At 54.1% G+C, this 24,442-nt stretch carries 27 protein-coding genes and 1 pseudogene; 11 read left to right on the plus strand and 17 right to left on the minus strand.

The annotated features are described in order from the left end of the window. Positions 1 to 25 precede the first annotated feature (25 nt). From M495_RS08905 to M495_RS08920, 4 genes and pseudogenes are all read left to right on the plus strand, one after another. Positions 26 to 337, plus strand: coding sequence for an ArsR/SmtB family transcription factor (locus M495_RS08905; protein ID WP_020826309.1), 312 nt, complete (start codon positions 26 to 28; stop codon positions 335 to 337). Continuing rightward, positions 334 to 767 (plus strand): annotated as a pseudogene (locus M495_RS08910) (YeeE/YedE family protein). The gene M495_RS08905 and the pseudogene M495_RS08910 overlap by 4 nt, the downstream one beginning before the upstream one ends. 4 nt (positions 768 to 771) lie before the next feature. Next, positions 772 to 1,191 carry a YeeE/YedE family protein gene (locus tag M495_RS08915; protein ID WP_020826311.1) on the plus strand — a complete coding sequence of 140 codons (420 nt, stop codon included), beginning with the start codon at positions 772 to 774 and terminating at the stop codon, positions 1,189 to 1,191. Next, the gene (locus M495_RS08920) at positions 1,191 to 1,589 is read left to right on the plus strand and encodes a VOC family protein (RefSeq protein ID WP_020826312.1); all 399 of its coding nucleotides are present in this window, start codon (positions 1,191 to 1,193) and stop codon (positions 1,587 to 1,589) included. Before M495_RS08915 ends, M495_RS08920 begins: the two co-directional genes overlap by 1 nt. A gap of 49 nt (positions 1,590 to 1,638) precedes the next feature. Here M495_RS08920 and M495_RS08925 read toward each other — a convergent pair whose 3' ends face one another. The 4 genes from M495_RS08925 to M495_RS08940 all read right to left on the minus strand — a co-directional run bounded on the left by M495_RS08925 (position 1,639) and on the right by M495_RS08940 (position 6,413). Beyond that, the gene (locus M495_RS08925) at positions 1,639 to 3,192 is read right to left on the minus strand and encodes a peptide MFS transporter (protein WP_020826313.1); all 1,554 of its coding nucleotides are present in this window, start codon (positions 3,190 to 3,192) and stop codon (positions 1,639 to 1,641) included. Positions 3,193 to 3,665: 473 nt separating this feature from the next. Further along, positions 3,666 to 4,904, minus strand: a complete 1,239-nt coding sequence (mdtG, locus tag M495_RS08930; RefSeq protein ID WP_020826314.1) for a multidrug efflux MFS transporter MdtG — start codon at positions 4,902 to 4,904, stop codon at positions 3,666 to 3,668. Positions 4,905 to 5,103: 199 nt separating this feature from the next. After that, positions 5,104 to 5,388: a YciI family protein gene (locus M495_RS08935; protein ID WP_020826315.1), complete on the minus strand. Its 285-nt coding sequence runs from the start codon at positions 5,386 to 5,388 to the stop codon at positions 5,104 to 5,106. Between the two features lie 104 nt (positions 5,389 to 5,492). Further along, a complete protein-coding gene (locus M495_RS08940) occupies positions 5,493 to 6,413 on the minus strand; it encodes a Kdo(2)-lipid IV(A) acyltransferase (RefSeq protein WP_020826316.1) in 921 nt (306 codons plus the stop codon). Between the two features lie 274 nt (positions 6,414 to 6,687). On the opposite strand from M495_RS08940, the gene M495_RS08945 reads away from it, so the two are divergent. Further along, positions 6,688 to 6,849: a hypothetical protein gene (locus M495_RS08945; RefSeq protein WP_041414433.1), complete on the plus strand. Its 162-nt coding sequence runs from the start codon at positions 6,688 to 6,690 to the stop codon at positions 6,847 to 6,849. An 18-nt stretch (positions 6,850 to 6,867) separates the two neighbouring features. On the opposite strand, the gene M495_RS08950 is transcribed toward M495_RS08945, so the two are convergent. Beyond that, complete coding sequence (locus M495_RS08950; RefSeq protein ID WP_020826318.1) at positions 6,868 to 7,965, minus strand: NADH:flavin oxidoreductase/NADH oxidase; 1,098 nt, start codon at positions 7,963 to 7,965, stop codon at positions 6,868 to 6,870. 207 nt (positions 7,966 to 8,172) lie between these two features. Here M495_RS08950 and trhO point away from each other — a divergent pair, with 207 nt between their 5' ends. Further along, entirely contained in the window at positions 8,173 to 9,243 is a 1,071-nt protein-coding gene (trhO, locus tag M495_RS08955) for an oxygen-dependent tRNA uridine(34) hydroxylase TrhO (RefSeq protein WP_020826319.1), read from the plus strand. Positions 9,244 to 9,281: 38 nt separating this feature from the next. On the opposite strand, the gene M495_RS08960 is transcribed toward trhO, so the two are convergent. After that, on the minus strand, positions 9,282 to 9,860 hold the full coding sequence (locus M495_RS08960; RefSeq protein ID WP_020826320.1) for a YceI family protein: 579 nt from the start codon (positions 9,858 to 9,860) through the stop codon (positions 9,282 to 9,284). Positions 9,861 to 9,883: 23 nt separating this feature from the next. Further along, entirely contained in the window at positions 9,884 to 10,438 is a 555-nt protein-coding gene (locus M495_RS08965) for a cytochrome b (protein ID WP_020826321.1), read from the minus strand. A 426-nt stretch (positions 10,439 to 10,864) separates the two neighbouring features. On the opposite strand from M495_RS08965, the gene M495_RS08970 reads away from it, so the two are divergent. Beyond that, complete coding sequence (locus tag M495_RS08970) at positions 10,865 to 11,917, plus strand: AI-2E family transporter (RefSeq protein ID WP_020826322.1); 1,053 nt, start codon at positions 10,865 to 10,867, stop codon at positions 11,915 to 11,917. Here M495_RS08970 and M495_RS08975 read toward each other — a convergent pair. The 8 genes from M495_RS08975 to pyrC all read right to left on the minus strand — a co-directional run bounded on the left by M495_RS08975 (position 11,904) and on the right by pyrC (position 17,482). Then, on the minus strand, positions 11,904 to 12,911 hold the full coding sequence (locus tag M495_RS08975) for a zinc-dependent alcohol dehydrogenase family protein (RefSeq protein ID WP_236615028.1): 1,008 nt from the start codon (positions 12,909 to 12,911) through the stop codon (positions 11,904 to 11,906). The genes M495_RS08970 and M495_RS08975 overlap by 14 nt on opposite strands. Continuing rightward, a complete protein-coding gene (locus tag M495_RS24925) occupies positions 12,886 to 13,002 on the minus strand; it encodes a DUF2770 family protein (RefSeq protein ID WP_012006315.1) in 117 nt (38 codons plus the stop codon). Before M495_RS24925 ends, M495_RS08975 begins: the two co-directional genes overlap by 26 nt. A gap of 132 nt (positions 13,003 to 13,134) precedes the next feature. Then, positions 13,135 to 13,761 carry a LuxR C-terminal-related transcriptional regulator gene (locus M495_RS08985; RefSeq protein WP_020826324.1) on the minus strand — a complete coding sequence of 209 codons (627 nt, stop codon included), beginning with the start codon at positions 13,759 to 13,761 and terminating at the stop codon, positions 13,135 to 13,137. Between the two features lie 225 nt (positions 13,762 to 13,986). Next, positions 13,987 to 15,102, minus strand: a complete 1,116-nt coding sequence (solA, locus tag M495_RS08990; protein ID WP_020826325.1) for an N-methyl-L-tryptophan oxidase — start codon at positions 15,100 to 15,102, stop codon at positions 13,987 to 13,989. 143 nt (positions 15,103 to 15,245) lie between these two features. Then, complete coding sequence (gene bssS, locus M495_RS08995; RefSeq protein ID WP_020826326.1) at positions 15,246 to 15,500, minus strand: biofilm formation regulator BssS; 255 nt, start codon at positions 15,498 to 15,500, stop codon at positions 15,246 to 15,248. A gap of 199 nt (positions 15,501 to 15,699) precedes the next feature. Continuing rightward, entirely contained in the window at positions 15,700 to 15,978 is a 279-nt protein-coding gene (locus M495_RS09000) for a hypothetical protein (protein WP_020826327.1), read from the minus strand. Positions 15,979 to 16,115: 137 nt separating this feature from the next. Beyond that, positions 16,116 to 16,355 carry a DNA damage-inducible protein I gene (gene dinI, locus M495_RS09005; protein ID WP_020826328.1) on the minus strand — a complete coding sequence of 80 codons (240 nt, stop codon included), beginning with the start codon at positions 16,353 to 16,355 and terminating at the stop codon, positions 16,116 to 16,118. 80 nt (positions 16,356 to 16,435) lie between these two features. Next, positions 16,436 to 17,482: a dihydroorotase gene (pyrC, locus tag M495_RS09010; RefSeq protein ID WP_020826329.1), complete on the minus strand. Its 1,047-nt coding sequence runs from the start codon at positions 17,480 to 17,482 to the stop codon at positions 16,436 to 16,438. Between the two features lie 225 nt (positions 17,483 to 17,707). On the opposite strand from pyrC, the gene M495_RS09015 reads away from it, so the two are divergent. Next, a complete protein-coding gene (locus M495_RS09015; RefSeq protein ID WP_020826330.1) occupies positions 17,708 to 17,995 on the plus strand; it encodes a putative quinol monooxygenase in 288 nt (95 codons plus the stop codon). A 60-nt stretch (positions 17,996 to 18,055) separates the two neighbouring features. On the opposite strand, the gene rne is transcribed toward M495_RS09015, so the two are convergent. Further along, positions 18,056 to 21,478, minus strand: coding sequence for a ribonuclease E (gene rne / locus M495_RS09020; protein ID WP_041414438.1), 3,423 nt, complete (start codon positions 21,476 to 21,478; stop codon positions 18,056 to 18,058). A gap of 552 nt (positions 21,479 to 22,030) precedes the next feature. Here rne and rluC point away from each other — a divergent pair. Then, complete coding sequence (rluC, locus tag M495_RS09025) at positions 22,031 to 22,993, plus strand: 23S rRNA pseudouridine(955/2504/2580) synthase RluC (RefSeq protein ID WP_020826332.1); 963 nt, start codon at positions 22,031 to 22,033, stop codon at positions 22,991 to 22,993. A gap of 11 nt (positions 22,994 to 23,004) precedes the next feature. Here the strand turns inward: rluC and M495_RS09030 are convergent, their stop codons facing one another. Then, positions 23,005 to 23,586 carry a Maf family protein gene (locus M495_RS09030; protein ID WP_144079305.1) on the minus strand — a complete coding sequence of 194 codons (582 nt, stop codon included), beginning with the start codon at positions 23,584 to 23,586 and terminating at the stop codon, positions 23,005 to 23,007. Between the two features lie 141 nt (positions 23,587 to 23,727). On the opposite strand from M495_RS09030, the gene yceD reads away from it, so the two are divergent. Then, positions 23,728 to 24,249: a 23S rRNA accumulation protein YceD gene (gene yceD, locus M495_RS09035; RefSeq protein WP_020826334.1), complete on the plus strand. Its 522-nt coding sequence runs from the start codon at positions 23,728 to 23,730 to the stop codon at positions 24,247 to 24,249. A 16-nt stretch (positions 24,250 to 24,265) separates the two neighbouring features. After that, entirely contained in the window at positions 24,266 to 24,433 is a 168-nt protein-coding gene (gene rpmF, locus M495_RS09040) for a 50S ribosomal protein L32 (RefSeq protein WP_004943042.1), read from the plus strand. Positions 24,434 to 24,442: the final 9 nt, after the last annotated feature.

Here is a 24,442-nt window from a genome sequence, read left to right on the forward strand (position 1 = left end):
ATTTAGTAAATTGTTTGGAGGGAAGATGGATATCGACAGTATGCGGCAGGCGGCAACGCAGGCCGGGGCATTGCTGCGGGCGCTGGGCAATGAAGATCGTTTACTGCTGCTGTGCCAACTCAGCCAGGGCGAGATGTCGGTGGGGGAGTTGTCACAGGCGCTGGAGATCCGCCAGCCGACGCTTTCGCAACAGCTTGGGGTATTGCGTCAGGAAGGGCTGGTATCAACGCGGCGCGACGGTAAACAAATCTACTATGCCGTTTGCGATCCGAAGGCGCTGACGCTGCTTAATACTTTATATCAACTCTTTTGCCCGGCACGGGAGGAGAGGCCATGACCGTCGACTGGTTGCATTTTACCCCGCTGTCCGCGCTGGTCGGCGGGGGATAATCGGCAGTGCGGTGGCGCTGTTGTTGCTGTTTAACGGCCGCGTCGCCGGCATCAGTGGCATTACCGGTGGCTTGCTGACGCCGCAGGGTAAAGAGAAAGGCTGGCGGGCCGCATTTCTTGTCGGGTTGCTGATTTCGCCCTGGCTGTATCGTATCGCCAGACCTTTACCGGACATGCCGGTTAACGGCAGCAGTTTATGGCTGATCGCCGCCGGGATATTGGTCGGGCTGGGTACTCGCCTGGGCGGCGGCTGTACCAGCGGTCACGGTGTTTGCGGCGTGGCGAGATTGTCTCCGCGTTCATTACTGGCCACGGCGGTATTTATGCTGTTGGGGTTTATTACGGTATGGGCCGTTCGCCAGTGGGGGGGAGTTTAACGTGATGTACCGATCCGTGTTTGCCTTACTGAGTGGCGCCATCTTTGGCCTTGGTCTGATCGTCGCCGGAATGGCCAATCCCGCCAAGGTGCTGGCTTTTCTCGATGTCACCGGCCACTGGGATCCGTCACTGGCCCTGGTAATGGTGGGAGCGATTGCGGTGGCGGCACCGGCGTTCTTTTGGGTTCGCCGCCGACCACGTACCTTGTTGGGTGAAACAGTACAACTCCCATCTTCCCGCCGCATCGACCGCCGCTTATTGGCAGGCAGCGCGCTGTTTGGCATCGGGTGGGGAATGGCGGGCATCTGTCCCGGCCCGGCCTGGGTGCTGGCCGGAGCGGGCTCGTCAGCCGGCTGGCAGTTCGTTGCGGCAATGCTGGCAGGAATGGCGTTGTATGAAGTTATTCTGTTTTGGAGAAAATAATGCCGATAGCTAACGCGGTGTTGCGCATTGCCCGCCCGACCGACAGGTTACAGGAGATTGCGACCCTGTACTGCCAGGGCTTGGGCTTCGAACGGCTGGGTGAGTTCCGCGATCATCAGGGTTTTGATGGCGTAATGGTCGGGCACCCACAACGGGGTTATCACCTTGAGTTTACTCATCATCGGGGAGTGGCGGTGGGGCAGGCGCCGACGCAGGATCATCTGCTGGTGTTTTATCTGCCGGATGAACAGGAGTGGGTTACAGGATGCCAACGCATGCTGACCGCCGGTTTTCGGCGCGTTGCGGCCTACAATCCCTACTGGGATGCCCATGGGCAGACATTTGAAGATCCGGACGGTTACCGGGTGGTGTTGCAACAGCAGGCGTGGGGGCAATAAAAAAGCCAGCGCACCGGGCGCTGGCTGAAAGGGTCAAGCGAAAAGGCTATCAGGCGTTGGTTGCCGGTTTCTGCGCGCTTTTACCCTGAGTATTTTCCATCATGCGACGGATAGGGACGATCAACAGGGTCAATACCGCGGCACAAATCAGCAGCGCAATTGAGCAGCGTGCGAACAGGTTAGGCAGCATTTCCAGTTGGTCGGCCTTAACATGGCCACCGATCAGGCCGGCAGCCAGGTTACCCAGCGCGCTGGCACAGAACCACAGCCCCATCATCTGGCCGCGCATTCTTTCCGGTGCCAGCAGGGTCATGGTCGCCAACCCGATTGGGCTAAGGCAGAGTTCGCCTAGCGTCAGCATCAGGATACTGCCCACCAGCCACATCGGCGACACACCGGCACCGCCGTTGCTCAGCACGTTCTGCGCGGCCAGCATCATCAGGCCAAAGCCTGCTGCGGCGAACAGAATGCCGATAACGAACTTGGTGATGCTGCTCAGGCGTACCTTGTTACGTGCCAGCGCAGGCCATGCCCAGCTAAATACCGGTGCCAGCAGGATAATAAACAGGGCGTTGATTGACTGGAACCACACCGCCGGGATCTCGAAATCGCCGATCATACGGTTGGTGTAGTCGTTAGCGAACAGGTTGAACGAGGTCGGTTTCTGTTCGAATGCGGACCAGAAGAAGGCGGCTGACACCAGCAGGATAAAGCAGACCAGCAGGCGGGCACGCTCTTTGCGGCTCAGGCCGGCAAACACGAACAGATAAATAAAGTACAGGGTCACCGAGGCGGCAATCACGTAAACCAGCATGCTGGCTACCGCTACCGGGTTAATCACGATGATGCCTTGGGCAATCAGGGTGATAACCACCGCCACGCCGACGGCTAACGCCAGCAGCCAGCGACCGACGCCGTTTTTCTTGGCGACCGGGCTGTTCCAGGTGGAGTCCAGGCCGACTTCGCTGTCATAGCGTTTCATCGCCGGTACCGCAAAGACGCGGAAGATCACCAGTGCCACCAACATACCGATCCCGCCGATGCCGAAGCCCCAGTGCCAACCGTGGGAACGGATCAACCAACCGGAGATCAGCGGGGCGATGAATGAGCCCATGTTGATGCCCATATAAAACAGCGAGAAGCCACCGTCGCGGCGGTTGTCGCCTTTCTTATACAGAGTGCCGACCATCACCGAGATACAGGTCTTGAACAGACCAGACCCCAGCACGATAAACATCAGGCCGATGAAGAACAGGTTATTGCCCATGACGGCAGACAGGGCGATCGACAGGTGGCCCAGCGCGATCAGAATCGAGCCGTACCACACAGCTTTTTGCTGGCCAAGCCAGTTATCCGCCAACCAGCCGCCCGGCAGGGCAGCCAGGTACATGCTGCCGGCGAAAATGCCGACAATCGCCGAGGCGTTTTCACGTGCCAACCCCATACCGCCGTCGTAAACGGTGGCGGCCATGAACAGGATCAGTAATGGGCGAATGCCGTAAAACGAGAACCGCTCCCACATTTCGGTAAAGAACAGGGATCCGAGCGGATAAGGATGGCCGAAGAAGGTCCGGCTTTCTTGTTTATTAACAGAGGATTGCATAACGTCTTCCCAATAAAATGCGCCGCATTGATGCAGCTTATACTGTGGTATGTATGTGTATTTAAGGAAGGTGATCCGCCCAATGCGGATTACCCGACAAAACCGTAGCTGCAGCGCCTGTGAACCGTGGAAAGCGCGTTAGCCTTTTTTCACTTGGCCAATGATTTACAACTGGCGTGATATTATTTAACCATTTGATAACTGGATGATGGTTTTGTCTAGTCCCTGTATCCCATTTTTTAGATGAAAAGTCGACAAACATCTCCTTTCCTGGTTTTTATGTTGGTTAAGGCGGGATTGTTATTGACAGCTGGTTTATTGCGCTAAAAGTTAATTATCTGTTTAAAAACATGGAATTACATTGAGATTATTCTTATGGGAATAGGGTGAAGAGGCGCAGAGGGTATCAATACTAAAAGTAAGGTAAACAGGGACTCGGCTCTGTTTGAGCGCAGAACTGGTGATAAATACGGCTATTGTTCTTCCTGCAGAGTGTCTTCTCTCATTCGCGCCGGGCGGCGTTGCAAACACCACCAGGAATAAATTGCATTGAACAGCACCACCATTGCGGTCACGCAGAACACCGCCCGGAAGCCGTAACTGGCAGAAACCGCTGCGCCCATCAGCGGGCCGCTGACGTTGCCTATATCCCGGAATGACTGGTTATAGCTAAAGATCCGGCCGGCCACCTGATTGGTGCAGTTATAAATCAACAGTGTTTGTACGGCCGGCAGCAGTGCGCCATCGGCGGCGCCAAGCAGGAAGCGCAGCACGCCGAGCTGCCATGGGGTTTGCACGAAGGCCATTGGGATCAGCAACAGTACCGACACGATCAGCATAAACACCAGAATGCGCTCCGGGCCAATCCGGTCACCCAGTTTGCCCAGCCGTGGTGCACTCATCAGTGCGGCTACGCCGGGGACAGAAGCGATCAGGCCGCTGACAAAGGCCAGGTTATGGATATTGCCCGCCAAATCGCGCACGTACAGCGTCAGAATCGGCGCAATGGATCCTGTGGCAATCTGAATAATCATGGTGGTCACAAACAGGCTAAGGATCAGTTTGGGACTTTTCAGCGCTGCGAAAACTTGGCGAGCATGCAGCATGTCTTTCTTCTGTACCGGGGTGAATTGTTCTTTAACGTACAGCAGCGTTAAAACAAAGCAGGCCAACAGCACGCCGGCAGTGATGTAGAACACCGGTCGCAGGCCGTACTGGTCGGCCAGTAAACCGCCGATCAACGGACCAATCAATGCCCCGCTGACGCCGCCGGTGGACAGGGTGCCCAGCGCCCAGCCGCTGCGATTGCGCGGTACCTGGGTGGCAATCAGCGCGTTGGCGTTGGGAATAAAGCCACCGAGCAGGCCCAACACCGCGCGCAACGCCAAGAACTGCCAGATATTCTGCGCCATACCCATTAAAAGCATCACAATCGACATGCCCAGCGCCGATCGCAACAGCATCAACTTACGCCCGCGGCGGTCGGCCAGCCCGCCCCAGAATGGGGAAGCAATTGCTGAAAACAGGAAGGTGATGCTGAATACCAGACCGGACCACATGTTCAAGGCTTCGTGACCGGTAACACCGAGGGTTTCTACATAGAGTGGCAGGAAGGGCATGATCAGGCTGAACGCGGCACCGGTCAGGAAGCACCCCAGCCAGGTGACGAAAAGGTTGCGTTTCCAGTTGATGGGTTCTGGTGCCGAAGCCATAAATTCCTGCTGCAAAAGGAGGAGCGCTTTGCGCGTGTGCACAGGCAATGGGGCAAAGCAAAAAAGTTAGCCTGGTAAGTATGCGCTTAATTATAGGCGGCATCAATCGATGTGGCAGGGGATATTCTGAAAATGAAATAAAGTTTTAAAAATTGAATATAGACAGTATTCCGCGCTGTGCGCGCGGAAAAAAGCTTACTTAAAGCCCGGCGAGCAGTTCAAAACCGCTGGAGGTTGTCGAGAGGGCTACGTCGGTTATCTCATAGTGAGCCACGGCATTGAAGGGATCTTGCGCCACGATGGTATCCAGCTGTGAACGATCTATCCCTTTCACCAGGATCACACCGCCGGTGCGCGGGTTTTTGCGACCGGAGGCGATAAAGGTGCCGTCCTGGAAGTATTTTTTCAACCAGGCGATGTGCCCCTCTAGGTGGCTGTCGACTTCTTCTATCGGGCGATGGTAGGTCAGGCTAACGATGTACATAACGGCTTCAGGATGAACGACGAAGGCTTTACCATCCCACCGTTGCCGTCGTTTCTCAAGATCTGCGGCATAAAAAACTAACCCGCCAAACGGCGGGCCAGATGTCAGTAGAGTGAAGGCTCGCCTTCTGGGCGGGTCTTGAAGCGACGGTGTAGCCACATGTATTGATCCGGTGCCATCAGGATCTCTTTTTCGACCACTTTATTCATAAACGCAGCGGCCTCGAGCTCATTATCCAGCGGGAAGTTTTCCACCGCCGGCTGCATAATCAGCTCATACCCTTTAGCATCCGGCAAGCGGCGTGGGGTAAAGGGAATAATGGCCGGTTTACCCATTCGTACCAGCACGTAGCTGCCGGTGGTGGTGGCGGCTTTTTCAACGGCGAACAACGGGGCGAACACGCTGCTGCGCGGGCCGTAGTCGTGGTCCGGAGCGTACCAGATAATATCACCCTGTTTCAGGGCCCGGATCATGCCTTTCACGTCTTTGCGGTCCAGCATGGATTTGTTGGAGCGCATGCGGCCCCAGGTTTGCAGCCAGTCCATCAGCTTGTTGTCGTGCGGCCGATAAACGCCGATGCCCGGGTTGTGAATGCCAAAGATGCGGGCGCCCAGTTCCAGCGTCAGAAAGTGCAGACCGATCAACAAAACGCCCTGATGGTTGTCGCGCGCTTTTTGGATATGCTCCAGTCCGCTGACTTTGAACCAACGCTCGATACGCCAGTTCGGCCAAAACCACGCCATGCCGGTTTCAAATAGCCCCATGCCGACGGATTCAAAGTTCTGCACGACCAGCGCATCGCGCTCGGCTTGCGGCATGTCCGGGAAGCATAACACCAGGTTACGTTGTGCAATGGCCACACGGCGCTTGAGAAAGCGCATGGAAAAACGGCCCAGCCAGGTGCCCAGACGATAAATAATCGGGTAAGGCAGCAAGACCAATAAGTAGAGCAAACCGATGCCGAACCAGGTAAGCCAGTAACGTGGATGCAGTAAAGAGCGATTAAAAGAGGGAACTTGAGTCATGTGTTCTCAGCTTAGAAGCAGTCATTTAATGATAATAACAGAGTCATAGTATGGCCTACATCCGCAGGAGGTTTGGCCATGTATCAACTTTCTGCCGTTTATAACCGAGTATTGTGGCACTTTTATCGCGCAACGTGAAAAAACACCGCATTAAAACATAATTTTTAGTGATGAATGGACATGATTTGGCGATTAATTGGGCTGATGCGCTCAAAAGGATAAAGTTGGCAGACGTGGGCGGCGTATAATTTTGCCCAAATTTTTAGGGGGATGTATGTTGGCTTCATGGTTAAGTGCGGGTTTATTAGTCTCAGGAGCACTGTTGGGCAGCGTTGGCGCACACCTGCAGTTTAATCCGTTACTGCTGGTGGCAGGTGTCGCATTGCTGGCAGGTATCGTGATTTCCGGTTTTACCGAATGCCGGGGCAGAGGCTGAGCATCTACCCCAGAATCATCAGTCGTTTTTGAACAACCCTTTCAATACGTGCGGTTCAGAACGCCAATATTGCGGTGGCGCGCTGACCTTCTCGCCCAATTTGGCGGCGGCGTGCCATGGCCAACGTGGGTTGTAAAGGATACCGCGCGCCAGCGCCACCATATCCGCCTGCCCGGTGGCGACAATCGCTTCCGCCTGTTCCGGCTCGGTGATTAATCCCACGGCAATGGTCGGCAGCCCGCTTTCCCGCTTGATGGTCTCGGCGAACGGTACCTGGTAATTCGGCCCCACCGGGATTTTCTGCAGTGGCGAAAGGCCACCGCTGGAAACATGGATGTAGTCGCACCCCAGCTCCTTCAGCGCTTTTGCCAAGGCTACCGACTGCTGTTCATCCCAGCCGCCCTCGACCCAGTCGCTAGCGGAAATACGCACGCCAAGCGCTTTTTGTGCCGGGAATACGGCACGCACTTCATTGTAAATCTCCAGCAGCAGACGCATGCGGTTTTGCAATGAACCGCCGTACTGGTCGTTACGTTGGTTAGACAGCGGTGACAGGAACTGGTGTAACAGATAACCGTGTGCGCCATGCAGTTCAATCAGTTCAAAACCTAGCCGATCCGCGCGTTTCGCCGCAGTAACGAACTGCGCTTTCAATTGTTCAATTTGTTCCAGGCTCATTGCTGCCGGAGAGGCATCATGCTGGGCGAAGGGGATATCCGAGGCGGACAGCGTCTGCCAGCCGCCGTCTGCCCTGTTCAGTTGGCCCCCACCGGCCCAGGGAACGGCACAGGAGGCTTTGCGCCCGGCGTGGCCGAGCTGAATGCCCAGTGGCAAAGTGGCGTGTTTTCTTACCGCTTGTACCACTTCTGCAAGCGCCTGTTCCGTCGCGTCGTCCCACAGGCCGAGATCGTTGGGGGTGATGCGTCCTTCGGGGGCGACCGATGTGGCCTCGACAATCAACAGGCCTGCGCCGGACAACGCCAGATGACCGAGATGCATCGTGTGCCATTCGGTGGCCTTGCCGTTATCGGCGGAGTATTGGCACATCGGTGCGATAACTATACGGTTGGGCAAACTCAGTTTCCCCAGCGTAATCGGGGTAAATAGCTGACTCATGACGTCCTCCAGGTCCGTGGTAAAAATGGGATAAGCTCCCTTAAGGCTTATCGAGATTTGTGAGCGACGTCAAGCTTCCAGCCTTTGTTATCACCGGTGCGTTAATGCTGTTTTGAGCTACATTTTCGGGTATTATGTGCGCCGCGCGTGGGCCGGCGGCCGGCGCGCATCAAAATCAGTCACCTCCGAAAGACAGGAAAGTACACCATGCCAGTGTTACATAACCGAATTTCTAACGAGGAACTGAAGGCGCGCATGCTGGCGGAAACCGAGCCGCGCACCACAGTTTCTTTTTATAAATACTTCACCCTCGACGATCCCAAAGCGTTTCGCGACAGCCTCTACGTTCAGTTCGACAAGCTGAAGGTGTTTGGCCGCATTTATGTGGCGAAAGAGGGCATCAACGCGCAAATCAGCGTACCGCAGAACAAGTTCGAGGCGTTTAAAGCCGCGTTGTTTGCCTCGCATCCGGCGTTGGATCAGGTGCGTCTGAATATCGCACTGGAAGACGACGGCAAATCCTTCTGGGTGCTGCGCCTGAAGGTGCGCGATCGCATCGTCGCCGATGGCATCGATGATGAAAGCTTCAACCCAGCGAATGTCGGTGAGTATTTACAGGCCGATCGCGTAAACCAGATGATTGACGATCCGGATACGCTGTTTGTCGATATGCGTAACCACTACGAATATGAAGTCGGCCACTTCGAGAACGCCATCGAAGTGCCTTCAGATACTTTCCGCGACCAGTTGCCGATGGCGGTCGAGATGCTGCAGGACAATAAAGACAAAAATATTGTCATGTATTGCACCGGCGGTATTCGCTGTGAAAAAGCCAGTGCGTATATGCTGCATAACGGCTTCAAAAACGTCTATCACGTGGAAGGCGGCATTATTGAGTACGCGCGCAAGGCGAAAGAGCAGGGGCTGCCGCTGAAGTTCGTCGGCAAAAACTTTGTGTTCGACGAGCGCATGGGCGAGCGGATTTCTGACGATGTGATCGCCAATTGCCACCAGTGCGGCGCACCTTGCGATACCCATACCAACTGCAAGAATGACGGCTGTCACCTGCTGTTTATTCAGTGCCCGAGCTGTGCCGCCAAGTTTGAAGGTTGCTGCAGCGAGATCTGCCGCGAAGAGCTGAAGCTGCCGCGTGAAGAGCAGCGTGCGCGCCGCGCTGGCCGTGAGAATGGCATCAAGATTTTCAATAAGTCGAAAGGGTTATTGCAGACCACGATGCATATTCCGGCACCGGAAGAAGATAAAGGCTCAGCCAACTGAGCCTGAAAGAAGCGCGGCGTTCTTGCCGCGCTTTTGCATTACTTCGCGCGAACGCCTTCCACGGAAATAATCAGCTCTACGTCCTGAGACGCCGGGCCGAGATCGGTAGTGATGCCGAAGTCTTTAAGCTTGATTTTACCGTTGGCTTCAAAGCCGGCACGGTAACCGCCCCAAGGGTCATTGCCTTGACCGATCAGTTTAGCGTCCAGCGTTACCGGTTTGGTCACGCCGTTCAGCGTCAGGTTACCGACAACCGCATAACCTTCGCCGTTCTTTTTCACTTCGGTGGATTCAAACTTGGCCTGCTTGTTTTTCTCCACATTCAGGAATTCTGCGCTGCGCAGGTGTTTGTCGCGCTCAGCGTGGTTGGTGTCGACGCTGGCGGTGTTGATGGTGACGCTAACCTTGTCCTTGGACGGATCTTTTTCGTCGAAGGTGAAGCCGCCGTCAAAGTCTTTAAAGGTGCCGTACAGCCAGCTGTAGCCCAGGTGCTGGATGCGGAATTCGATAAAGGCGTGCTGGCCCTGTTTGTCAATTTTGTAGTCGGCAGCCAGCGCGGAACCGGCGCTCAGCAGCAGGGCACCTGCGGTCAAGCCCAGTACGGTTTTCTTCAACATAGCAATCTCCATAAGTCCAAAGGTTAATCGGCGCTGCTACCCAGCATCCGTTTCAAAGTAACATCACGATCAACGAAGTGATGTTTAAGCGCAGCCAGACCGTGCAGTACTGACAGCACCACGACGGCCCAAGCCAGGTAAAGATGAATGGTACCGGCGGTATCGGCCTGCTCCGCCATGCCTGTGGCGGTCGCAGGGATATCGAACCAGCCGAATACGCTGATTGGTTGACCGTCGGCGGTCGAAATCAGGTAGCCGCTAATCAGGATACTGAACAGCACCACATACAGCGCCAGATGGGCCAGAATCGCACTGATGCGCGTAAAACGACCGTAGCTGGCCAGCGGTTTGGGCGGCGGCGAAACAAAACGCCAGATCACCCGGACCACCATCACGATGAACAGCAGCGTGCCGATACTTTTATGAATTTCCGGTGCCTGGTGGTACCAGACATCGTAATAGCCCAACGTGACCATCCATAGGCCCAGGGCGAACATGCCGTACACCGTCAGCGCAACCAACCAGTGGATCAACACTGAAATATGACCAAAGCGGTTGGCGGTATTTTTCCAAAGCATGGTGTTTCCCTACTTTCAACATTTTCTGGCTGCAATAATTAAACTTTAAGAAACATAAAATCAATAATAAATTTAACTATGTTACTTCTTTAAAATATTAATCAGTGAATTTGGCTGAGATAGCGTCAGGTTAATCAGTGAAATCGTTGAAGGTAATAATTGTGATTGTGTATTGTTGGATTGTTATTGATTGAAAAATAATGGTTTTATTTATTATTGTCAGCTTTTGTCATTTTACGTAAATAGCGTGGATTGTTCTGGCGAATAAATCGCTAGTCAAGTTTGTCGATTATTTCCAGTCAATGTTCTGCAAAAGTGGGACGTTTATTCATACAGCAATACCTCTGCGGCAGGACAACAGAGTTTGCTAACATAAGACACATCGGATGGCCCGCAGGGTCACACCATTAACACAAAGGAAATGTCATGGGTCGAACCCTGTTGACCGATCGCAGCCTGCGCCTGGCTATCTTGCTGGCAATGTTGGTCATTATTCTCGCCGGCGTCAAAGCGGCTGCGGATATCGTGGTGCCATTCTTACTGGCGGTGTTTCTCGCTATGGTACTGAATCCGCTGGTAACGCAGCTAGAACGCTGGCGTATACCGCGCGTGCTCGGTGTGACTTTACTGGTGGTGCTGGTCGTGGTGGCGTTGATGTTGTTCATCGGCATATTGGGCGCATCGCTGAACGAATTTGCCCGTTCGCTCCCCCAGTACCGCGGCATGATGATGGAAAAACTGAGTGAGCTGCAGCATTACGCCGATCGCCTCAATATCACCATATCCCCCGAAGCGATGCTGCAGTATGTTGACCCCAGCTCGGCGATGAATTTGATCACCCGCCTGTTAAGCCGTTTCTCGGGGGCCATGACCAATATTTTCCTGCTGCTGATGACCGTGGTATTTATGCTGTTTGAAGTGCAGCTGTTGCCTTACAAACTGCAGCAGGCGCTGGATAAACCTAGCGAAGGCATCGCCAATATTCGGCGTGCGTTAGACGGCGTCACGCGTTATCTGGTGATCAAAACGGCGATCAGTCTGGCAACCGGCGTCATCGTCTGGGGATTTTTGGCTGCGGTCGATGTGCGCTTTGCCTTTATTTGGGGGCTGCTGGCGTTTTTGCTGAATTATATTCCCAACATCGGCTCGGTGATCGCCGCGGTTCCGCCACTGATCCAGGCGTTGCTGTTTAACGGCTTTGGTGATGCGCTGGTGGTAGCCGCAGGTTTTATCGCGATCAATCTGGTGATTGGCAATATGCTGGAGCCGCGCGTCATGGGGCGAGGACTTGGGTTATCGACGCTGGTGGTTTTCCTGTCGTTGATCTTCTGGGGCTGGCTAATGGGGCCGGTAGGGATGTTACTGTCGGTGCCGCTGACCATTATTACCCGCATTGCCCTGGAGACCACCGAAGGGGGACATAAATTGGCGGTTATTCTCGGCGATGGTCAGCCAGGCAAACCGGTTACTCCGGAGTAAAGAAGACTTTCCCCTGGGTTTTGCTGTCGGCGGCGTGTTGCAGTGCCAGTTTATAATGCCGCAACGGATAAATAGCCGCCGGACTTTGCAACACCAATTGGCCGCGTCTCACCAGATTGAACAGCTGTTGGAATGACGCATGCCACTGAACTACCGTTGCCTGTGCGTTCCATTTGCGCAGGTGAAACAGGGAAGTGCGAAGCCGGAGTTGGCGAGAAATATACTGCCAGTCCACCTGCCGGTTGCCGAGCAACCCCAGGGCGACAAAATCGCCGTTCACGCTGACCGAAAGTGCCAGATGCAAGCCATCTTCACCGCCGACGCAGTCGATCGCGGCACGCGCCGCATGGCCCGTGAGCTGTTGCAAACGATATTGCTGCAGTAATTGTCCTTCTACAACCCGCCAGGCACCGGCATTCAGCAGCGCCTGGCGATGGGTGGGATTACGCACCACAACCACCAATCTGATACCGCGCAAAGCCGCCAACTGACAAAACAGCAGGCCGATCGCCGAACCGCCGCCGTTAATCATCAGGATGTCCCCCGCGTTTAGCTGCAACCATTGTGTCAGCAATACCCAGCAGGTCAGTGGATTAATGTAGATTTGTGCCGCAGTGGCGTCGTCGATGTCGTCCGGTACCCAAATGGCTTTGGCGCTATCGATCGTGACAAAGCTTTGCCAACTGCCATTGCCCATGACGGTGAGCGCGCGTCTGTCGGTAGGTTGACCGCGAGGATCAACCGCGACCCCAACCCCTTCGTAGCCAGGAACCTGAGGCAGGAGAGTACGGTGTGCATACTGACCATAGATGGGAATCAAATCCGATGGATTTATCGGTGCGTAGCGCATCTGCAGTAGCAGTTGATTGGGCTGCAGTGCAGGAATGACGGCATCTTCAAGGGCAATCACCTGTTCCGGTGAACCGAATCGGCTAAAGCGCAAACGGGGAAAAGTCTGCGGCATGGGGTTAAGGCATAAAGAAGAAATAGACATCCAGCGCCAACAGCACCAGCCACAGGCAGATATACAGCACCAGATGTTCGCGGACGTTGTTGACGATCGCCGACAGTATTTTGTTTAGCATTCTCAGCAGCCAAAAGATAAGGACGGGCTGATTATAGTATTTTTGCAGCCAGCGTTAATACTGCCGAGAAGGCAAAGTCGGGTATCGGGGGAATCTTCGTGTGAAAACAGCCTGCTTTGCAGCAGGCTTCGGTTATACCGCCATCAACGAAGGTGACATAGCGCTGACGGGAACGCTCGGCGGATAAAAATAGCGCAGCACGTTATACAGCGAATAAAATTCTAGCCGATTACGGGCGTTGATTTTCTCTGTGATGTGGCGTTTGTGCACATAAACGGTGTGCGAGCTGATTTGCAGCTTTTTTGCGATGCGGTAATTGGGCATTTCCGCCATCCAGTGTTTCATCACCGTCAGCTCCTGCGGGCTGAACAGAGAGTGTTCCACGCTGCAATCCATCAGTGATACCGGCTTTTCCCGCATCATGCGCAGGGTTACGGGTAATGTGGCTTTGTTGAACAGGAAAGCGTGGTCAGCGATGCGCATCGGTGTTTCGCTGTATGGGTACGGCGTGTCCAGATAAATAAACAACAGCGCGGATGGGGTGGCCTCGATAAAAGCCTGCAATTGAGCATCATCCTCACTGTAACGACAGTGTTTGGTAAGGTTGACCAGGATATGGCTTGGGCGGTAGTGATCCAGCAGCGGAGTTGCTTGTTCCAGGCTGTGGCAACATTTTACCTGGCTGAAAACATTGTCCGTAAAATAGTTATCGATACCGACCCGGGTGAAGCAGCATTCGTCCACGACAAGCAGTTTCATGGTGACGTCCTTGTTGAGCGAGAAATTACCAGGGGCATATCAGCTGTAAAATAGAACTTACACCACGGGGGATCAATTCGGAAATCCGGATACTTGCGCCAGAAATTTCCGTTGAAATATTATTCCCACTATATTTCAAATTGATACGCTAAATTCAGTGTGTAACTGCGGGGCATAACCGCCTCCGAACGTGTTGACGGGGGCGGTTGTGTCCATTGAGGAGGGTTATTTAAAGCGTTTGAGCGTAAAGGCAGAGATATCTATCGGTAAGGTTTTGTCCTCGGCAAACAGGGCGGCAATCTCGCCTAGCACGCTGGCAAATTTGAAGCCGTGGCCGCTCAGGCCGCTGATAACCATCAAGCGATCGCAGTCCGGCAGGGTATCAATAATGAAATCTTCATCCGGACTCATATCATAGCTGCATGCTTCGCCGTGTAAACATACCCCTACACCCGGCAAGAATTGACGAAGGAAGTGGAAAACCTCGGTTCCGTCACTGGTGAAACTGCCAAAGGGCTTGCGCTGATCCGGCGTTTCCATCGGTTGCCCGCCATCGTGCTTGCCGATTTTCAGCCCGTCGTTATCGGCAGGGAAGCCGTAATAATGGCTGCCGTCTTGCGCTTCGACGGTGAACGCCGGGAAACGGTTGTTTATGCTGTAGCGGCCGTCGGCCTGATGCCAGGAAAATACTTTGCGCAGCGGCGAAATCGGCAATTGCGGCAGCAAAGCCTTGACCCAGGTACCGGTGGTGACCACGGCCTTACGGCCCTGAAAGCGACCTTCGGAGGTGACCACTTCGACACCGCCCTCGACAGGTTGCACCCCCGTGACCGGACAATTGAACAGCTGGCTGCAACCGGCTTCTTTGGCAAGCTTGATCAGGCTGGCAACCGCCTTTTCAGAACGCAGGAACCCGGCATCAGGTTCAAACACGCCGACGTAACCTTCCGGTGCATTGAATTCCGGCCAGCGTTGGTTAATCTGTTCTGCGCTCAGAAATTGTGTGTTAAGGCGGAATTTCTTCGCGCTGTTTTGCGCATTGTGGATGAATTCAGACGGCTCCGGACCCATATTCAGCACGCCGCAGTCCTGAAACAGTTCTTCGCCGGTTTGTTTTATCAACGCATTCCATAAGGCCTGGGCGCGGAGAATGAGCGGGACATATTTTTCGCCTTCGCCATAGGCATGGCGGATGATGCGGGTGTCACCGTGGTGGCTGCCGTTACGGTGTGGAGGCATGGCGCTGTCTATCATTAACACTTTCAAGCCGGCTCGAGTCGCATAGTAGCCTGCCGCCGCACCTACCGAACCGCTGCCCACAACAATTAAGTCATATTCCACGTGCCGTAACCTCTCTGTTATACGTTTCTTATTTCGTTATGATAAAAGGTTGAGCGCCGCAATGCACCCGTTGCGCTGCCTGTCGGCAAAGAAAAAGGCGCCAGAGAAAATCGCTGGCGCCTTAGGTTTTTTGGTGCGGTGAATTAGTGTTTTCTACGATCAAGGTCCTGGTAATCCGTTGCTTCAATCTTGGCGATGCCGGCTTCTAAGATATTGATTAATTGACGTGCGACATCTGTGGTGAGCCAAAGCGTTCTGTCTACTTGGGCGTCTTCGGGCGTCTGGTCTAGTGAAGACAGGTAATGAAGGCGTATCATCATGGCGTCATAAACGTCGACAGTACTGATATCCCAACCAACAAGCGGGTGCGTCTGAATTACTTCATCATTTCTGTCCATAAAGACCCCTTATTGAGTAGTAACTACCGTGAGTGACTAACGAGGATCAATGCGGCCCATCATCATGTGGGCCTTTACAGTATACGCATCTGATTTCGCGGGTGGAGCTTTTCCCTGCTTATTTTGTAAAATAAATATTTATTTGAGTGATTATTCTGCAGCACGCCATGAGAATACATACAGCATGGGGACGTCGCCGTCATTCAACAGCAGGAGGGGGCGGGGCGGCATGTAACCGTTTTTCCAGTTCTGCGGCCAGATGGGCAAAGTGATTCTGCGTTTCCGCATCACGATTTTGATTCTGCGATTCCAGCTTCAGGCTGTGAATCAATAGTTGATTGGCTTTGTCATCCAAACCAAAGGCCAGGTAGGAAAATGCCACTTCAAGTACGCTCAGCCGGCGTTTTTGATCGGCAATCAGCGCCAGCAGTTCGCCAAAGGTCATCGTTTCTTCGGTTTTAACCTTGTCCGGGGCCATGTCAAAGATCTCCTGTTAAAGCATTCAGTACAGACCAGATAAGGCTTTTCTTCCAGCAGAAATTTAACCGCGCGTTGCCGGGCTTCAAATACAAAAAAGCCGGAGAGCGACCCCCGGCAAAAAACTACCTTGCAGTATTATTCTGCGCTAAACCAATCGTCGGCACTTTCCCAGGTTTCCTGGAGAATTTCCTCGATCAGGTCTTTATCTGTTTTCAGGCCGCCCAGTACTGAGAGCCCGTTGGAACCGGCATAACGCACCTGAACCACGGCATCTGGAAATTGGCGGTTTACCCGTTTGCCCAGCTCGCCGGTCAGCGCTTCAATGGCGCCTGCCGGTAGCGGTTTGGTTTTATCTATAGTGACTTCAACACGCATAATTGCCCCCGAAGCGATTTACTGGATATTTATACAGTTAACCGCGCGTGGGGGCAATAGGCTACGTTAAAAAAAGAAGATTATGCTTTCACTGACCACTTCAGCGTCTCTCCGGCCAGGAAGGGCACCACCGTTTCGCTGCCCATGGCGATCTCTTCTGCTTGAGTGGTTGGCACGCGCTGTAGTTCGATGAAGTCGGCATTGACCGGCAGACCATAGAAGCTTGGCCCGTTCAGGGAACAGAAAGCTTCCAGGTGCTCTAATGCGCCCAGTTCTTCGAACACGCTGGCATAGGCCGGAATAGCGTTAGGCGCGTTGAATACGCCTGCACAACCGCAGCTCGATTCCTTACGGTGTTTGGCATGAGGGGCGGAGTCGGTACCGAGGAAGAAACGATCCGAACCGCTGGCAACGGCTTTGCGCAGCGCATCCTGGTGAATATTACGCTTGAGGATCGGCAGGCAGAACAGGTGCGGACGAATGCCACCCACCAGCATGTGGTTACGGTTAAACATCAGATGCTGCGGGGTGATAGTCGCGCCAAGGAATCGATTGCCTTCTTGCACGTACTGCGCCGCTTCTTTAGTAGTGATGTGCTCGAAGACTATTTTCAACTCTGGGAACTGGCGGCGAATCGGCTCCATAACCTGGTCAATAAAGCGAGCCTCGCGATCGAAAATATCGACGGCGGCATCGGTCACTTCACCGTGAATCAGCAGCGGCATGCCGATTTTTTGCATTTGCTCAAACAGCGGGTAGATGGCCTTCACATCGCTGACGCCATGGCTGGAGTTGGTCGTGGCATTGGCAGGGTAGAGCTTAGCCGCAGTGAAAACGCCTTGCTCAAACCCATTAACCAGTTCTGCAGCGGCCAGTGAATTGGTCAGGTAGCAGGTCATCAGCGGGGTAAAGTTGTGCCCCTGAGGGACGGCTGCCAGAATGCGATCGCGATACGCTCGGGCGGCTTCTACGGTAGTAATTGGCGGAGCCAGGTTGGGCATCACAATCGCCCGGCCAAATACCTGACTGGTATAGGGCAAAACCGTTTTCAGCATATCGTCGTCACGCAAATGGATATGCCAGTCGTCAGGGCGGCGGATTTTCAGGGCTTGAGGCTGTGCGGTCATGTTACAAGGCTCCGGCGGTTAGATTCGGGTCTAAGTAAAAGCGAATAATGGGGCTTATTCACGCCGGGGCATAAGGATAAGCGGAAAGTGCCTGCGATGCATCTCTTTGTTCACGGCAAGTTGAAATCAATTGGTTATCGGGTGCATAGTGACAAGGATTCTAATGATCCCCGAGTCAAAACTCTCGGGTTATCAACATTAATCACATTGGAATGGGAGAATAAAATGGAAGTGCGAGTTATTGCCACCCTGCAGGCTAAACCCGAGTTTGTTTCGGCCGTCAGCGATGCGGTGCATGAGATTATCGATCCAAGCCGTCAGGAATTGGGCAACCTGCAATATGACCTGCACCGCGATCTCGAGAAGCCAGGAACTTTCGTGTTCTTTGAACGCTGGGCAAGCGCGGAGGCGCTGGAGAAACACAACGCCACCGAGCATTTTAAGCGGTTTGTCGCCAGCATTGACGGCAAGCTGGATTTGCTGGATATCAAACAATTGAAAAAAATTGCCTGAGCTTATTTCGGCAATAAAAAACCCGCCATCAGGCGGGTTTTTTTATCGAAGCAGATTACCTTATTCGTTAACCGGCTGCGGTTTGGTTGCCGGTGCGGTAGCTTGATTTACCGCCGCATGGCCACCGGCTGAGCCTTTACCTTCGAAGGCGAAGGAAGGACGCTGCCAATCGCTGTGTTGCTGCTGCTCAGGCACATAGTCCGGAGCAGGGGCCTTGGTCATTGGCGCCGTAGCGATATGCTTGTACAGCGTACCAGCCTGTACCGGTGCGGGTTGCTGTTGCTCTGCCGGCGCTTGTTTTTCAACAACGGCCGGAGCTACAGTTTCCTGAACCGGGGCAGTTTCAACGACAGGTGCAGCCGGCTCGGTGACGGCTTCTGCCACGGTTGCCGTTTCTTCCACCACCAATACCGGTGTTGATTCTGCCACTGGGGTTTCTTCAACCTCAGGAGCAGTTTCAACCGCTGGTGCCGCTTCAACGGCTGGGGTTTCTTCGGCCACAACGGCTGCTTCAACCACTGCAGTTTCTTCAACTGCTGGTGTTTCAGCTGCTACCGGAGTGTCTTCAGCCTGAGCAGCGATGATTGGCTCGGCGGTTTCAACAACCGGTTGGGCTTCTTCAACAACTGCTTCAACCGCATCTGCCACAGCTTCCTGCTGGTTAACCGGGGCGATTTCCTGCTCTGCGACCACGGCAACCACCGGAGCGGCCACGCTGACGGCTTCTGGCGCCATGACGTTGTCGGCAGCGATTTGGCTAGCTTCAGCCTGAACTTCAGCCTCTTCAACCACTTGCGCAGCTTGTGTGACAGGGTAACTCACCCAGACCTTGCCTGACGCCATTTCTGGTGAGGCAAAAGCCCCCGCCAGTGGCATTGGTGACTGAGTTGGGTAACGCTCGTCACGGTAACGACGACGACGCTGACCGCTAACGCGCAGGTGGCGCGGTGAACGACGTGAGCGGCGTGGCATGCCGTTTTCGCCATTAGCGCGGTTGTCACCCTGTGCATCGTCTTCGGCCTGCGCTTCAACGGTTTCCGGCAGCAGTTTAACGCTGTCTTCGGCCTGAGCAGGTTTCGCGTCCTGAGCTTTCGCTACCGGCGTTTTAGGTGCCAGCAGCTCTTCCGCTGCGCGATGCAGCTCTTCTTCCGCGGACAGCACACGAACCTTCTGCGACAGAGGACGACGTTGACGACGCTGCATGTTCTGCATCTGACGTTCTTCGTGATCTTCATCGCTGGCGGTGTTGGCTGTGGCAGCTTCTGTGCTTTCCAGTGCGGCCACTTCTTGCTGAGCCTGACGCTTTTCTTCCTGACGACGGCGTTGACGCTCGGCACGCTGCTCACGGCGCTGTTGCTGCTCTTCGCGCTGTGCCTTGGCGGCTTCTTCAGACTGCGGCTCATCGGTAACCGTGGCAGTGGTTTGCTGCGCATTGCGACGGTTGCGGCGCTGCTCGTCACGCACTTCACGTGTTTCACGGCCTTCGCGGTTATCGCGCGGTTCGCGATTTTCACGCGGCTCACGATTATCACGATCGCGGTTATCACGGCCTTCACCGCGCTCTTTGCGTTCACCGCGTTCTGGACGATCGCTACGTTCACCGCGCTCACCACGGTCTTTACGACCGGTACCCTGACGACGTTGACCACGACGATCCTGGCGACGGTTTTCACCGTTGCTTTCGGTCTTAGGCGCTTCAACCACAGGTTTGGCTTCGACAACCGGCTGTTCTTCACCGGCAAACAGCGCTTTCAGACCACCAAACAGACGGCCCAACAGACCAGATTTGGCAGCGGCTGGTGCAGCTTGTTTGGTTGCTGTTGCCGCAACGGCGGGCTGAGTAGCAACGGCTTCTTCAGCCGGTGGTGGTGCATCGGCGGCCAGAGAGAACGAGGCCAGAGCCGGCTGTTCCGGGCGTTTGCGCTCCATAGGCGCATCTTCCAACGGCTGAGCCATCTCTTCTTCGTGCAGTTTCGGCAACAGGTAGCTCAGGGTTGGTGTTTCTTCACCCTTACGTACGCGCAGCACAGAGTAGTGTGGGGTTTGCATCTGATCGTTCGGCACGATGATCGCTTTCACGCCACCCTGACGTTTCTCGATCGCGCTCACCGATTCACGTTTTTCGTTCAGCAGGTAAGAAGCCACCTGAACTGGCACGATAGCGTGAACTTCTTTGGTGTTTTCTTTCAGCGCTTCTTCTTCGATCAACCGAAGAATGGACAGCGCCAGAGATTCGTTATCACGGATGGTGCCGGTGCCGTTACAGCGCGGGCAAACGTGATGGCTGGATTCACCCAGTGACGGGCTGAGGCGCTGACGCGACATCTCAAGCAGACCGAAACGGGAAATGCGACCGATCTGGATACGTGCACGGTCTTGACGCACGGCATCGCGCAGGCGGTTTTCAACTTCACGTTGGTGGCGAACCGGGGTCATATCGATAAAGTCGATAACGATCAGACCGCCGAGGTCACGCAGGCGCAGCTGGCGAGCGATCTCGTCTGCCGCTTCCAGGTTGGTGTTGAACGCGGTTTCTTCGATATCGCCGCCGCGGGTTGCACGCGCGGAGTTGATGTCGATAGCGGTCAGCGCTTCGGTAGAGTCGATAACGATCGAACCGCCGGAAGGCAGGCGAACTTCACGCTGGAAGGCGGATTCGATTTGAGATTCGATTTGGTAGTGGCTGAACAGAGGGATTTCACCGCTGTACAGTTTGATTTTGCTGCTGAAATCCGGACGGCCCAGGGCAGCGATGTGCTCTTTGGCCAGATCGAGAACTTTTGGATTGTCGATCAGGATTTCGCCGATGTCCGGGCGCAGATAGTCGCGGAATGCACGTACGATGACGTTGCTTTCCTGATGGATCAGGAAGGGCGCAGCGCGGCCTTCAGCGGCTTTTTTAATCGCTTCCCAGTGCTTCAGGCGGAAAGAGAGATCCCACTGCAATGCATCGGCCGATTTGCCAACGCCTGCGGTACGAACAATCAGGCCCATGCCATCCGGGAGTTGCAGAGAAGAAAGCGCTTCTTTCAATTCAGTGCGGTCATCACCTTCGATGCGGCGTGAAATACCACCGGCACGTGGGTTGTTCGGCATCAGAACCAAATAACTGCCGGCCAGGCTGATGAAGGTGGTCAAGGCGGCGCCTTTGTTGCCACGTTCTTCTTTATCAACCTGAACGATCACTTCCTGGCCTTCGCGCAGCACATCTTTGATGTTCGGGCGACCATGGGAGGAGTAGTTACTTGGGAAGTATTCGCGAGCGATTTCTTTAAGAGGGAGGAAACCATGTCGTTCGGCGCCGTAATCTACGAACGCTGCTTCAAGACTTGGTTCTATACGAGTGATTTTGCCTTTGTAAATATTCGCTTTTTTCTGTTCATGACCCGGACTTTCAATATCCAAATCATACAGCCGCTGTCCATCTACGAGGGCAACACGCAACTCTTCCTGCTGAGTTGCGTTAATCAACATTCTTTTCATCTTAACTTACTCGTTATTTTTACATTATCGACAAAGCTGCGGGCAAAATAACCTCATGGCCGGATTAAAACCGAAAACCCCGTGTCTTCTCGCAAAGCCGTCAACCTCACGGTTGTCGCCTGCATAGGGGCGCATTATCTCGGTAAGCCTGTATTTCTTTGTGAAAAACAGCACTTTTACTAGGGGAATAGCCTCTGATTTACGTCGACAGATCTGATTCCATTTGCCGGCCAAGCTGCAACCCGCAGCCCGCTAATTGTTTGATTTCACATTACGTCTTACGCCATTGCTGCGTTTTTGTGCTATCAGACAAATTTTATAATTCCACCGTTTTCCCTGTTTAACGAGAATCAACGTGGAAAGTAAACGCATTATTCCACTGCTGATACTGTTATAGCAAGGTGACTTTTCCTTAACTGCGGAAGAAATCGCAAACGTTCAAACCGGCTTGCTGCCTTATTGTCCGTCAGGGTTTCTCCTGCAGTCAGAGAGACAGTTAAGCACAGAAAAAGAAGTGGCGCTATTTACGCGCTCTATTTAGAATCCCGCTCCATGAAAACGAACATTCCTGCAGTACAATTAATCACGATTTCTGACGACGAAGCCGGTCAACGAATCGACAACTTTCTGCTTGCTCGCCTGAAAGGCGTGCCGAAGAGCATGATTTACCGCATCGTACGCAAAGGCGAGGTACGGGTTAATAAAGGACGCATCAAGGCTGAATACAAGCTGGCGGCTGGTGACGTGGTGCGAGTACCGCCGGTCCGCGTTGCCGAACGTGAAGACGCGCCGGTTTCCGCCAAGCTGGACAAAGTGGCGGCACTGGCCGATTGCATTTTGTATGAAGACGATCATTTGCTGCTGCTGAACAAGCCTTCAGGCACCGCGGTGCACGGTGGCAGCGGCCTGAGCTTTGGCGTGATTGAGGGCCTGCGCGCGCTGCGCCCGGAAGCCCGTTTCCTGGAGCTGGTGCACCGGCTGGATCGCGATACTTCCGGCGTGTTGCTGGTGGCGAAAAAACGTTCTGCACTGCGTTCGCTGCATGAGCAATTGCGGCTGAAAGGCATGCAGAAGGATTATCTGGCGCTGGTGCGCGGCCAATGGCAGTCGCATTGTAAAGCCGTACAGGCACCGTTGCTGAAAAACATTCTGCAAAGCGGCGAACGTATCGTGCGCGTCAATAGCGAAGGCAAACCGTCGGAAACCCGCTTCAAGGTAGAGGAACGTTTTGAGCATGCCACGCTGGTCAAGGCGAGCCCGATTACCGGGCGCACCCACCAGATCCGCGTTCACACCTTGCACGCAGGGCACCCGATAGCCTTCGATGACCGCTATGGCGATCGTGAATTCGATCGCCAGTTGGCAGGTACCGGGCTCAAACGCCTGTTCTTGCATGCCGCGGCACTGCGGTTCGAACATCCGGGCACTGGCGAAACCATGCGTATCGAAGCGCCGATGGACCAGGAGTTGCGCCACTGCCTGCAGGTATTGCGCAAGCAGGCCAAAGGCCAGTAAGTAAAAGTATTTTATACCAGCGGGTTGATGCCTTCAGCCCGCAGCATCTCCAGCAGGGCTATCAACGGCAGACCGATCAACCCATTCGGATCTCGCCCCTCCAGTTTATCGAACAACGCAATACCCAGACCTTCACTTTTAAAACTGCCCGCACAGTTGAGCGGCTGTTCAAGGCGCACATAAGCGCTGATTTCTGCGTCGCTCAGCACACGGAAATGCACATGGAAGGGCTCGCAAAGCGCCTGCAGGTGATGGCTGCGGCTGTTGTACAGCGCCAGACCGGTATAAAACGTCACCCTTTGGCCGCTGGCCTGGCGCAATTGCGCGCAGGCGTTCTCTTCGGTATGCGGTTTCCCGGTTATTTTACCGTCGATCACGCAGACCTGGTCGGAACCGATAATCAAATGGTCAGGATAGGCGATGGCCAATGCCTGGGCTTTCGCCGTCGCCAGCCGTAAGACCAGCGCTTCGGCGGTTTCCCCGGCCAGCGGGGTTTCATCGACCTGCGGCGCGTCACAGGTAAAAGGCAGATGCAGTTTTTCCAACAGCATCTTGCGGTAGGTCGAGGTGGAGGCGAGGAGTAGTCTTTGCATAATTTTTTTCGTAAACCATAGCGTAAATGGAGAGGTCATTTTAAACTGTCCGCCGCTGAGGAAGCGAATATTGGTGAAAGGTGCCGTTTTACGGCCTTTTTCTTTGACTCTAAGTCGTTACAAAGTTAATATGCGCGCCCTATGCAAAAGGTAAAATTACCCTTGACCATTGATGCGGTACGTACCGCTCAGAAACGCCTGGACTATGTTGGTTCCTATGCGCCTGAGCAGGTTACACGTGTTGCTGCCTCTGTGGTCAGTGTGGACAGTGATGTTGAGGTCTCGTTATCTTTCGATATTGATAACCAGCGCCTCGCGGTGATAACAGGGCATGCGGACGTCCAGGTAATGCTGATGTGCCAACGCTGCGGAGTCCCGTTCGAACACCATGTTCACACAACATATTGTTTTAGCCCGGTCGTCAATGATGAGCAGGCTGAGGCATTACCGGGGGCGTACGAGCCGATCGAAGTCGATGAGTTTGGCGAAGTTGATCTGCTGGCAATGATTGAAGACGAAATTATTCTTTCACTGCCTGTCGTCCCGGTACATGAATCTGAACACTGTGAAGTGTCCGAAGCGGACATGGTCTTTGGCAAACTGCCTCCAGAGGCGGAGAAACCAAACCCATTTGCCGTATTAGCCAGTTTAAAGCGTAAGTAATTAAGGAGTAAGGTCCATGGCCGTACAACAAAATAAACCAACCCGTTCCAAACGTGGCATGCGTCGTTCACACGATGCTCTGACCACCACCACTTTGTCTGTTGATGCGACTTCTGGTGAAACTCATCGTCGTCACCACATCACTGCCGACGGTTTCTACCGCGGTCGCAAGGTTATCGGCTAAGTAGCGGTA

This window comes from Serratia liquefaciens ATCC 27592, assembly GCF_000422085.1.
In the GTDB taxonomy this organism is placed as follows: Bacteria; Pseudomonadota; Gammaproteobacteria; order Enterobacterales; family Enterobacteriaceae; genus Serratia; species Serratia liquefaciens.

Excerpts from the sequence above, each read along its gene's own strand:
- dinI (WP_020826328.1), bottom strand. The coding sequence starts at position 16,355 with ATGCGTGTTGAAGTCACTATAGATAAAACCAAACCGCTACCGGCAGGC.
- trhO (WP_020826319.1), top strand. The coding sequence starts at position 8,173 with ATGCCAGTGTTACATAACCGAATTTCTAACGAGGAACTGAAGGCGCGC.
- M495_RS08985 (WP_020826324.1), bottom strand. The coding sequence starts at position 13,761 with ATGAAACTGCTTGTCGTGGACGAATGCTGCTTCACCCGGGTCGGTATC.
- M495_RS08905 (WP_020826309.1), top strand. The coding sequence starts at position 26 with ATGGATATCGACAGTATGCGGCAGGCGGCAACGCAGGCCGGGGCATTG.
- M495_RS08935 (WP_020826315.1), bottom strand. The coding sequence starts at position 5,388 with ATGTACATCGTTAGCCTGACCTACCATCGCCCGATAGAAGAAGTCGAC.
- M495_RS09015 (WP_020826330.1), top strand. The coding sequence starts at position 17,708 with ATGGAAGTGCGAGTTATTGCCACCCTGCAGGCTAAACCCGAGTTTGTT.
- rpmF (WP_004943042.1), top strand. The coding sequence starts at position 24,266 with ATGGCCGTACAACAAAATAAACCAACCCGTTCCAAACGTGGCATGCGT.
- rluC (WP_020826332.1), top strand. The coding sequence starts at position 22,031 with ATGAAAACGAACATTCCTGCAGTACAATTAATCACGATTTCTGACGAC.
- M495_RS08975 (WP_236615028.1), bottom strand. The coding sequence starts at position 12,911 with ATGTCTATTTCTTCTTTATGCCTTAACCCCATGCCGCAGACTTTTCCC.
- M495_RS08945 (WP_041414433.1), top strand. The coding sequence starts at position 6,688 with ATGTTGGCTTCATGGTTAAGTGCGGGTTTATTAGTCTCAGGAGCACTG.
- rne (WP_041414438.1), bottom strand. The coding sequence starts at position 21,478 with ATGAAAAGAATGTTGATTAACGCAACTCAGCAGGAAGAGTTGCGTGTT.
- M495_RS08940 (WP_020826316.1), bottom strand. The coding sequence starts at position 6,413 with ATGACTCAAGTTCCCTCTTTTAATCGCTCTTTACTGCATCCACGTTAC.
- M495_RS24925 (WP_012006315.1), bottom strand. The coding sequence starts at position 13,002 with ATGCTAAACAAAATACTGTCGGCGATCGTCAACAACGTCCGCGAACAT.
- M495_RS08970 (WP_020826322.1), top strand. The coding sequence starts at position 10,865 with ATGGGTCGAACCCTGTTGACCGATCGCAGCCTGCGCCTGGCTATCTTG.
- yceD (WP_020826334.1), top strand. The coding sequence starts at position 23,728 with ATGCAAAAGGTAAAATTACCCTTGACCATTGATGCGGTACGTACCGCT.
- M495_RS08915 (WP_020826311.1), top strand. The coding sequence starts at position 772 with ATGTACCGATCCGTGTTTGCCTTACTGAGTGGCGCCATCTTTGGCCTT.
- M495_RS08960 (WP_020826320.1), bottom strand. The coding sequence starts at position 9,860 with ATGTTGAAGAAAACCGTACTGGGCTTGACCGCAGGTGCCCTGCTGCTG.
- M495_RS09030 (WP_144079305.1), bottom strand. The coding sequence starts at position 23,586 with ATGCAAAGACTACTCCTCGCCTCCACCTCGACCTACCGCAAGATGCTG.
- M495_RS08950 (WP_020826318.1), bottom strand. The coding sequence starts at position 7,965 with ATGAGTCAGCTATTTACCCCGATTACGCTGGGGAAACTGAGTTTGCCC.
- mdtG (WP_020826314.1), bottom strand. The coding sequence starts at position 4,904 with ATGGCTTCGGCACCAGAACCCATCAACTGGAAACGCAACCTTTTCGTC.
- M495_RS08920 (WP_020826312.1), top strand. The coding sequence starts at position 1,191 with ATGCCGATAGCTAACGCGGTGTTGCGCATTGCCCGCCCGACCGACAGG.
- M495_RS08965 (WP_020826321.1), bottom strand. The coding sequence starts at position 10,438 with ATGCTTTGGAAAAATACCGCCAACCGCTTTGGTCATATTTCAGTGTTG.
- pyrC (WP_020826329.1), bottom strand. The coding sequence starts at position 17,482 with ATGACCGCACAGCCTCAAGCCCTGAAAATCCGCCGCCCTGACGACTGG.
- M495_RS08925 (WP_020826313.1), bottom strand. The coding sequence starts at position 3,192 with ATGCAATCCTCTGTTAATAAACAAGAAAGCCGGACCTTCTTCGGCCAT.
- bssS (WP_020826326.1), bottom strand. The coding sequence starts at position 15,500 with ATGGACAGAAATGATGAAGTAATTCAGACGCACCCGCTTGTTGGTTGG.
- M495_RS09000 (WP_020826327.1), bottom strand. The coding sequence starts at position 15,978 with ATGGCCCCGGACAAGGTTAAAACCGAAGAAACGATGACCTTTGGCGAA.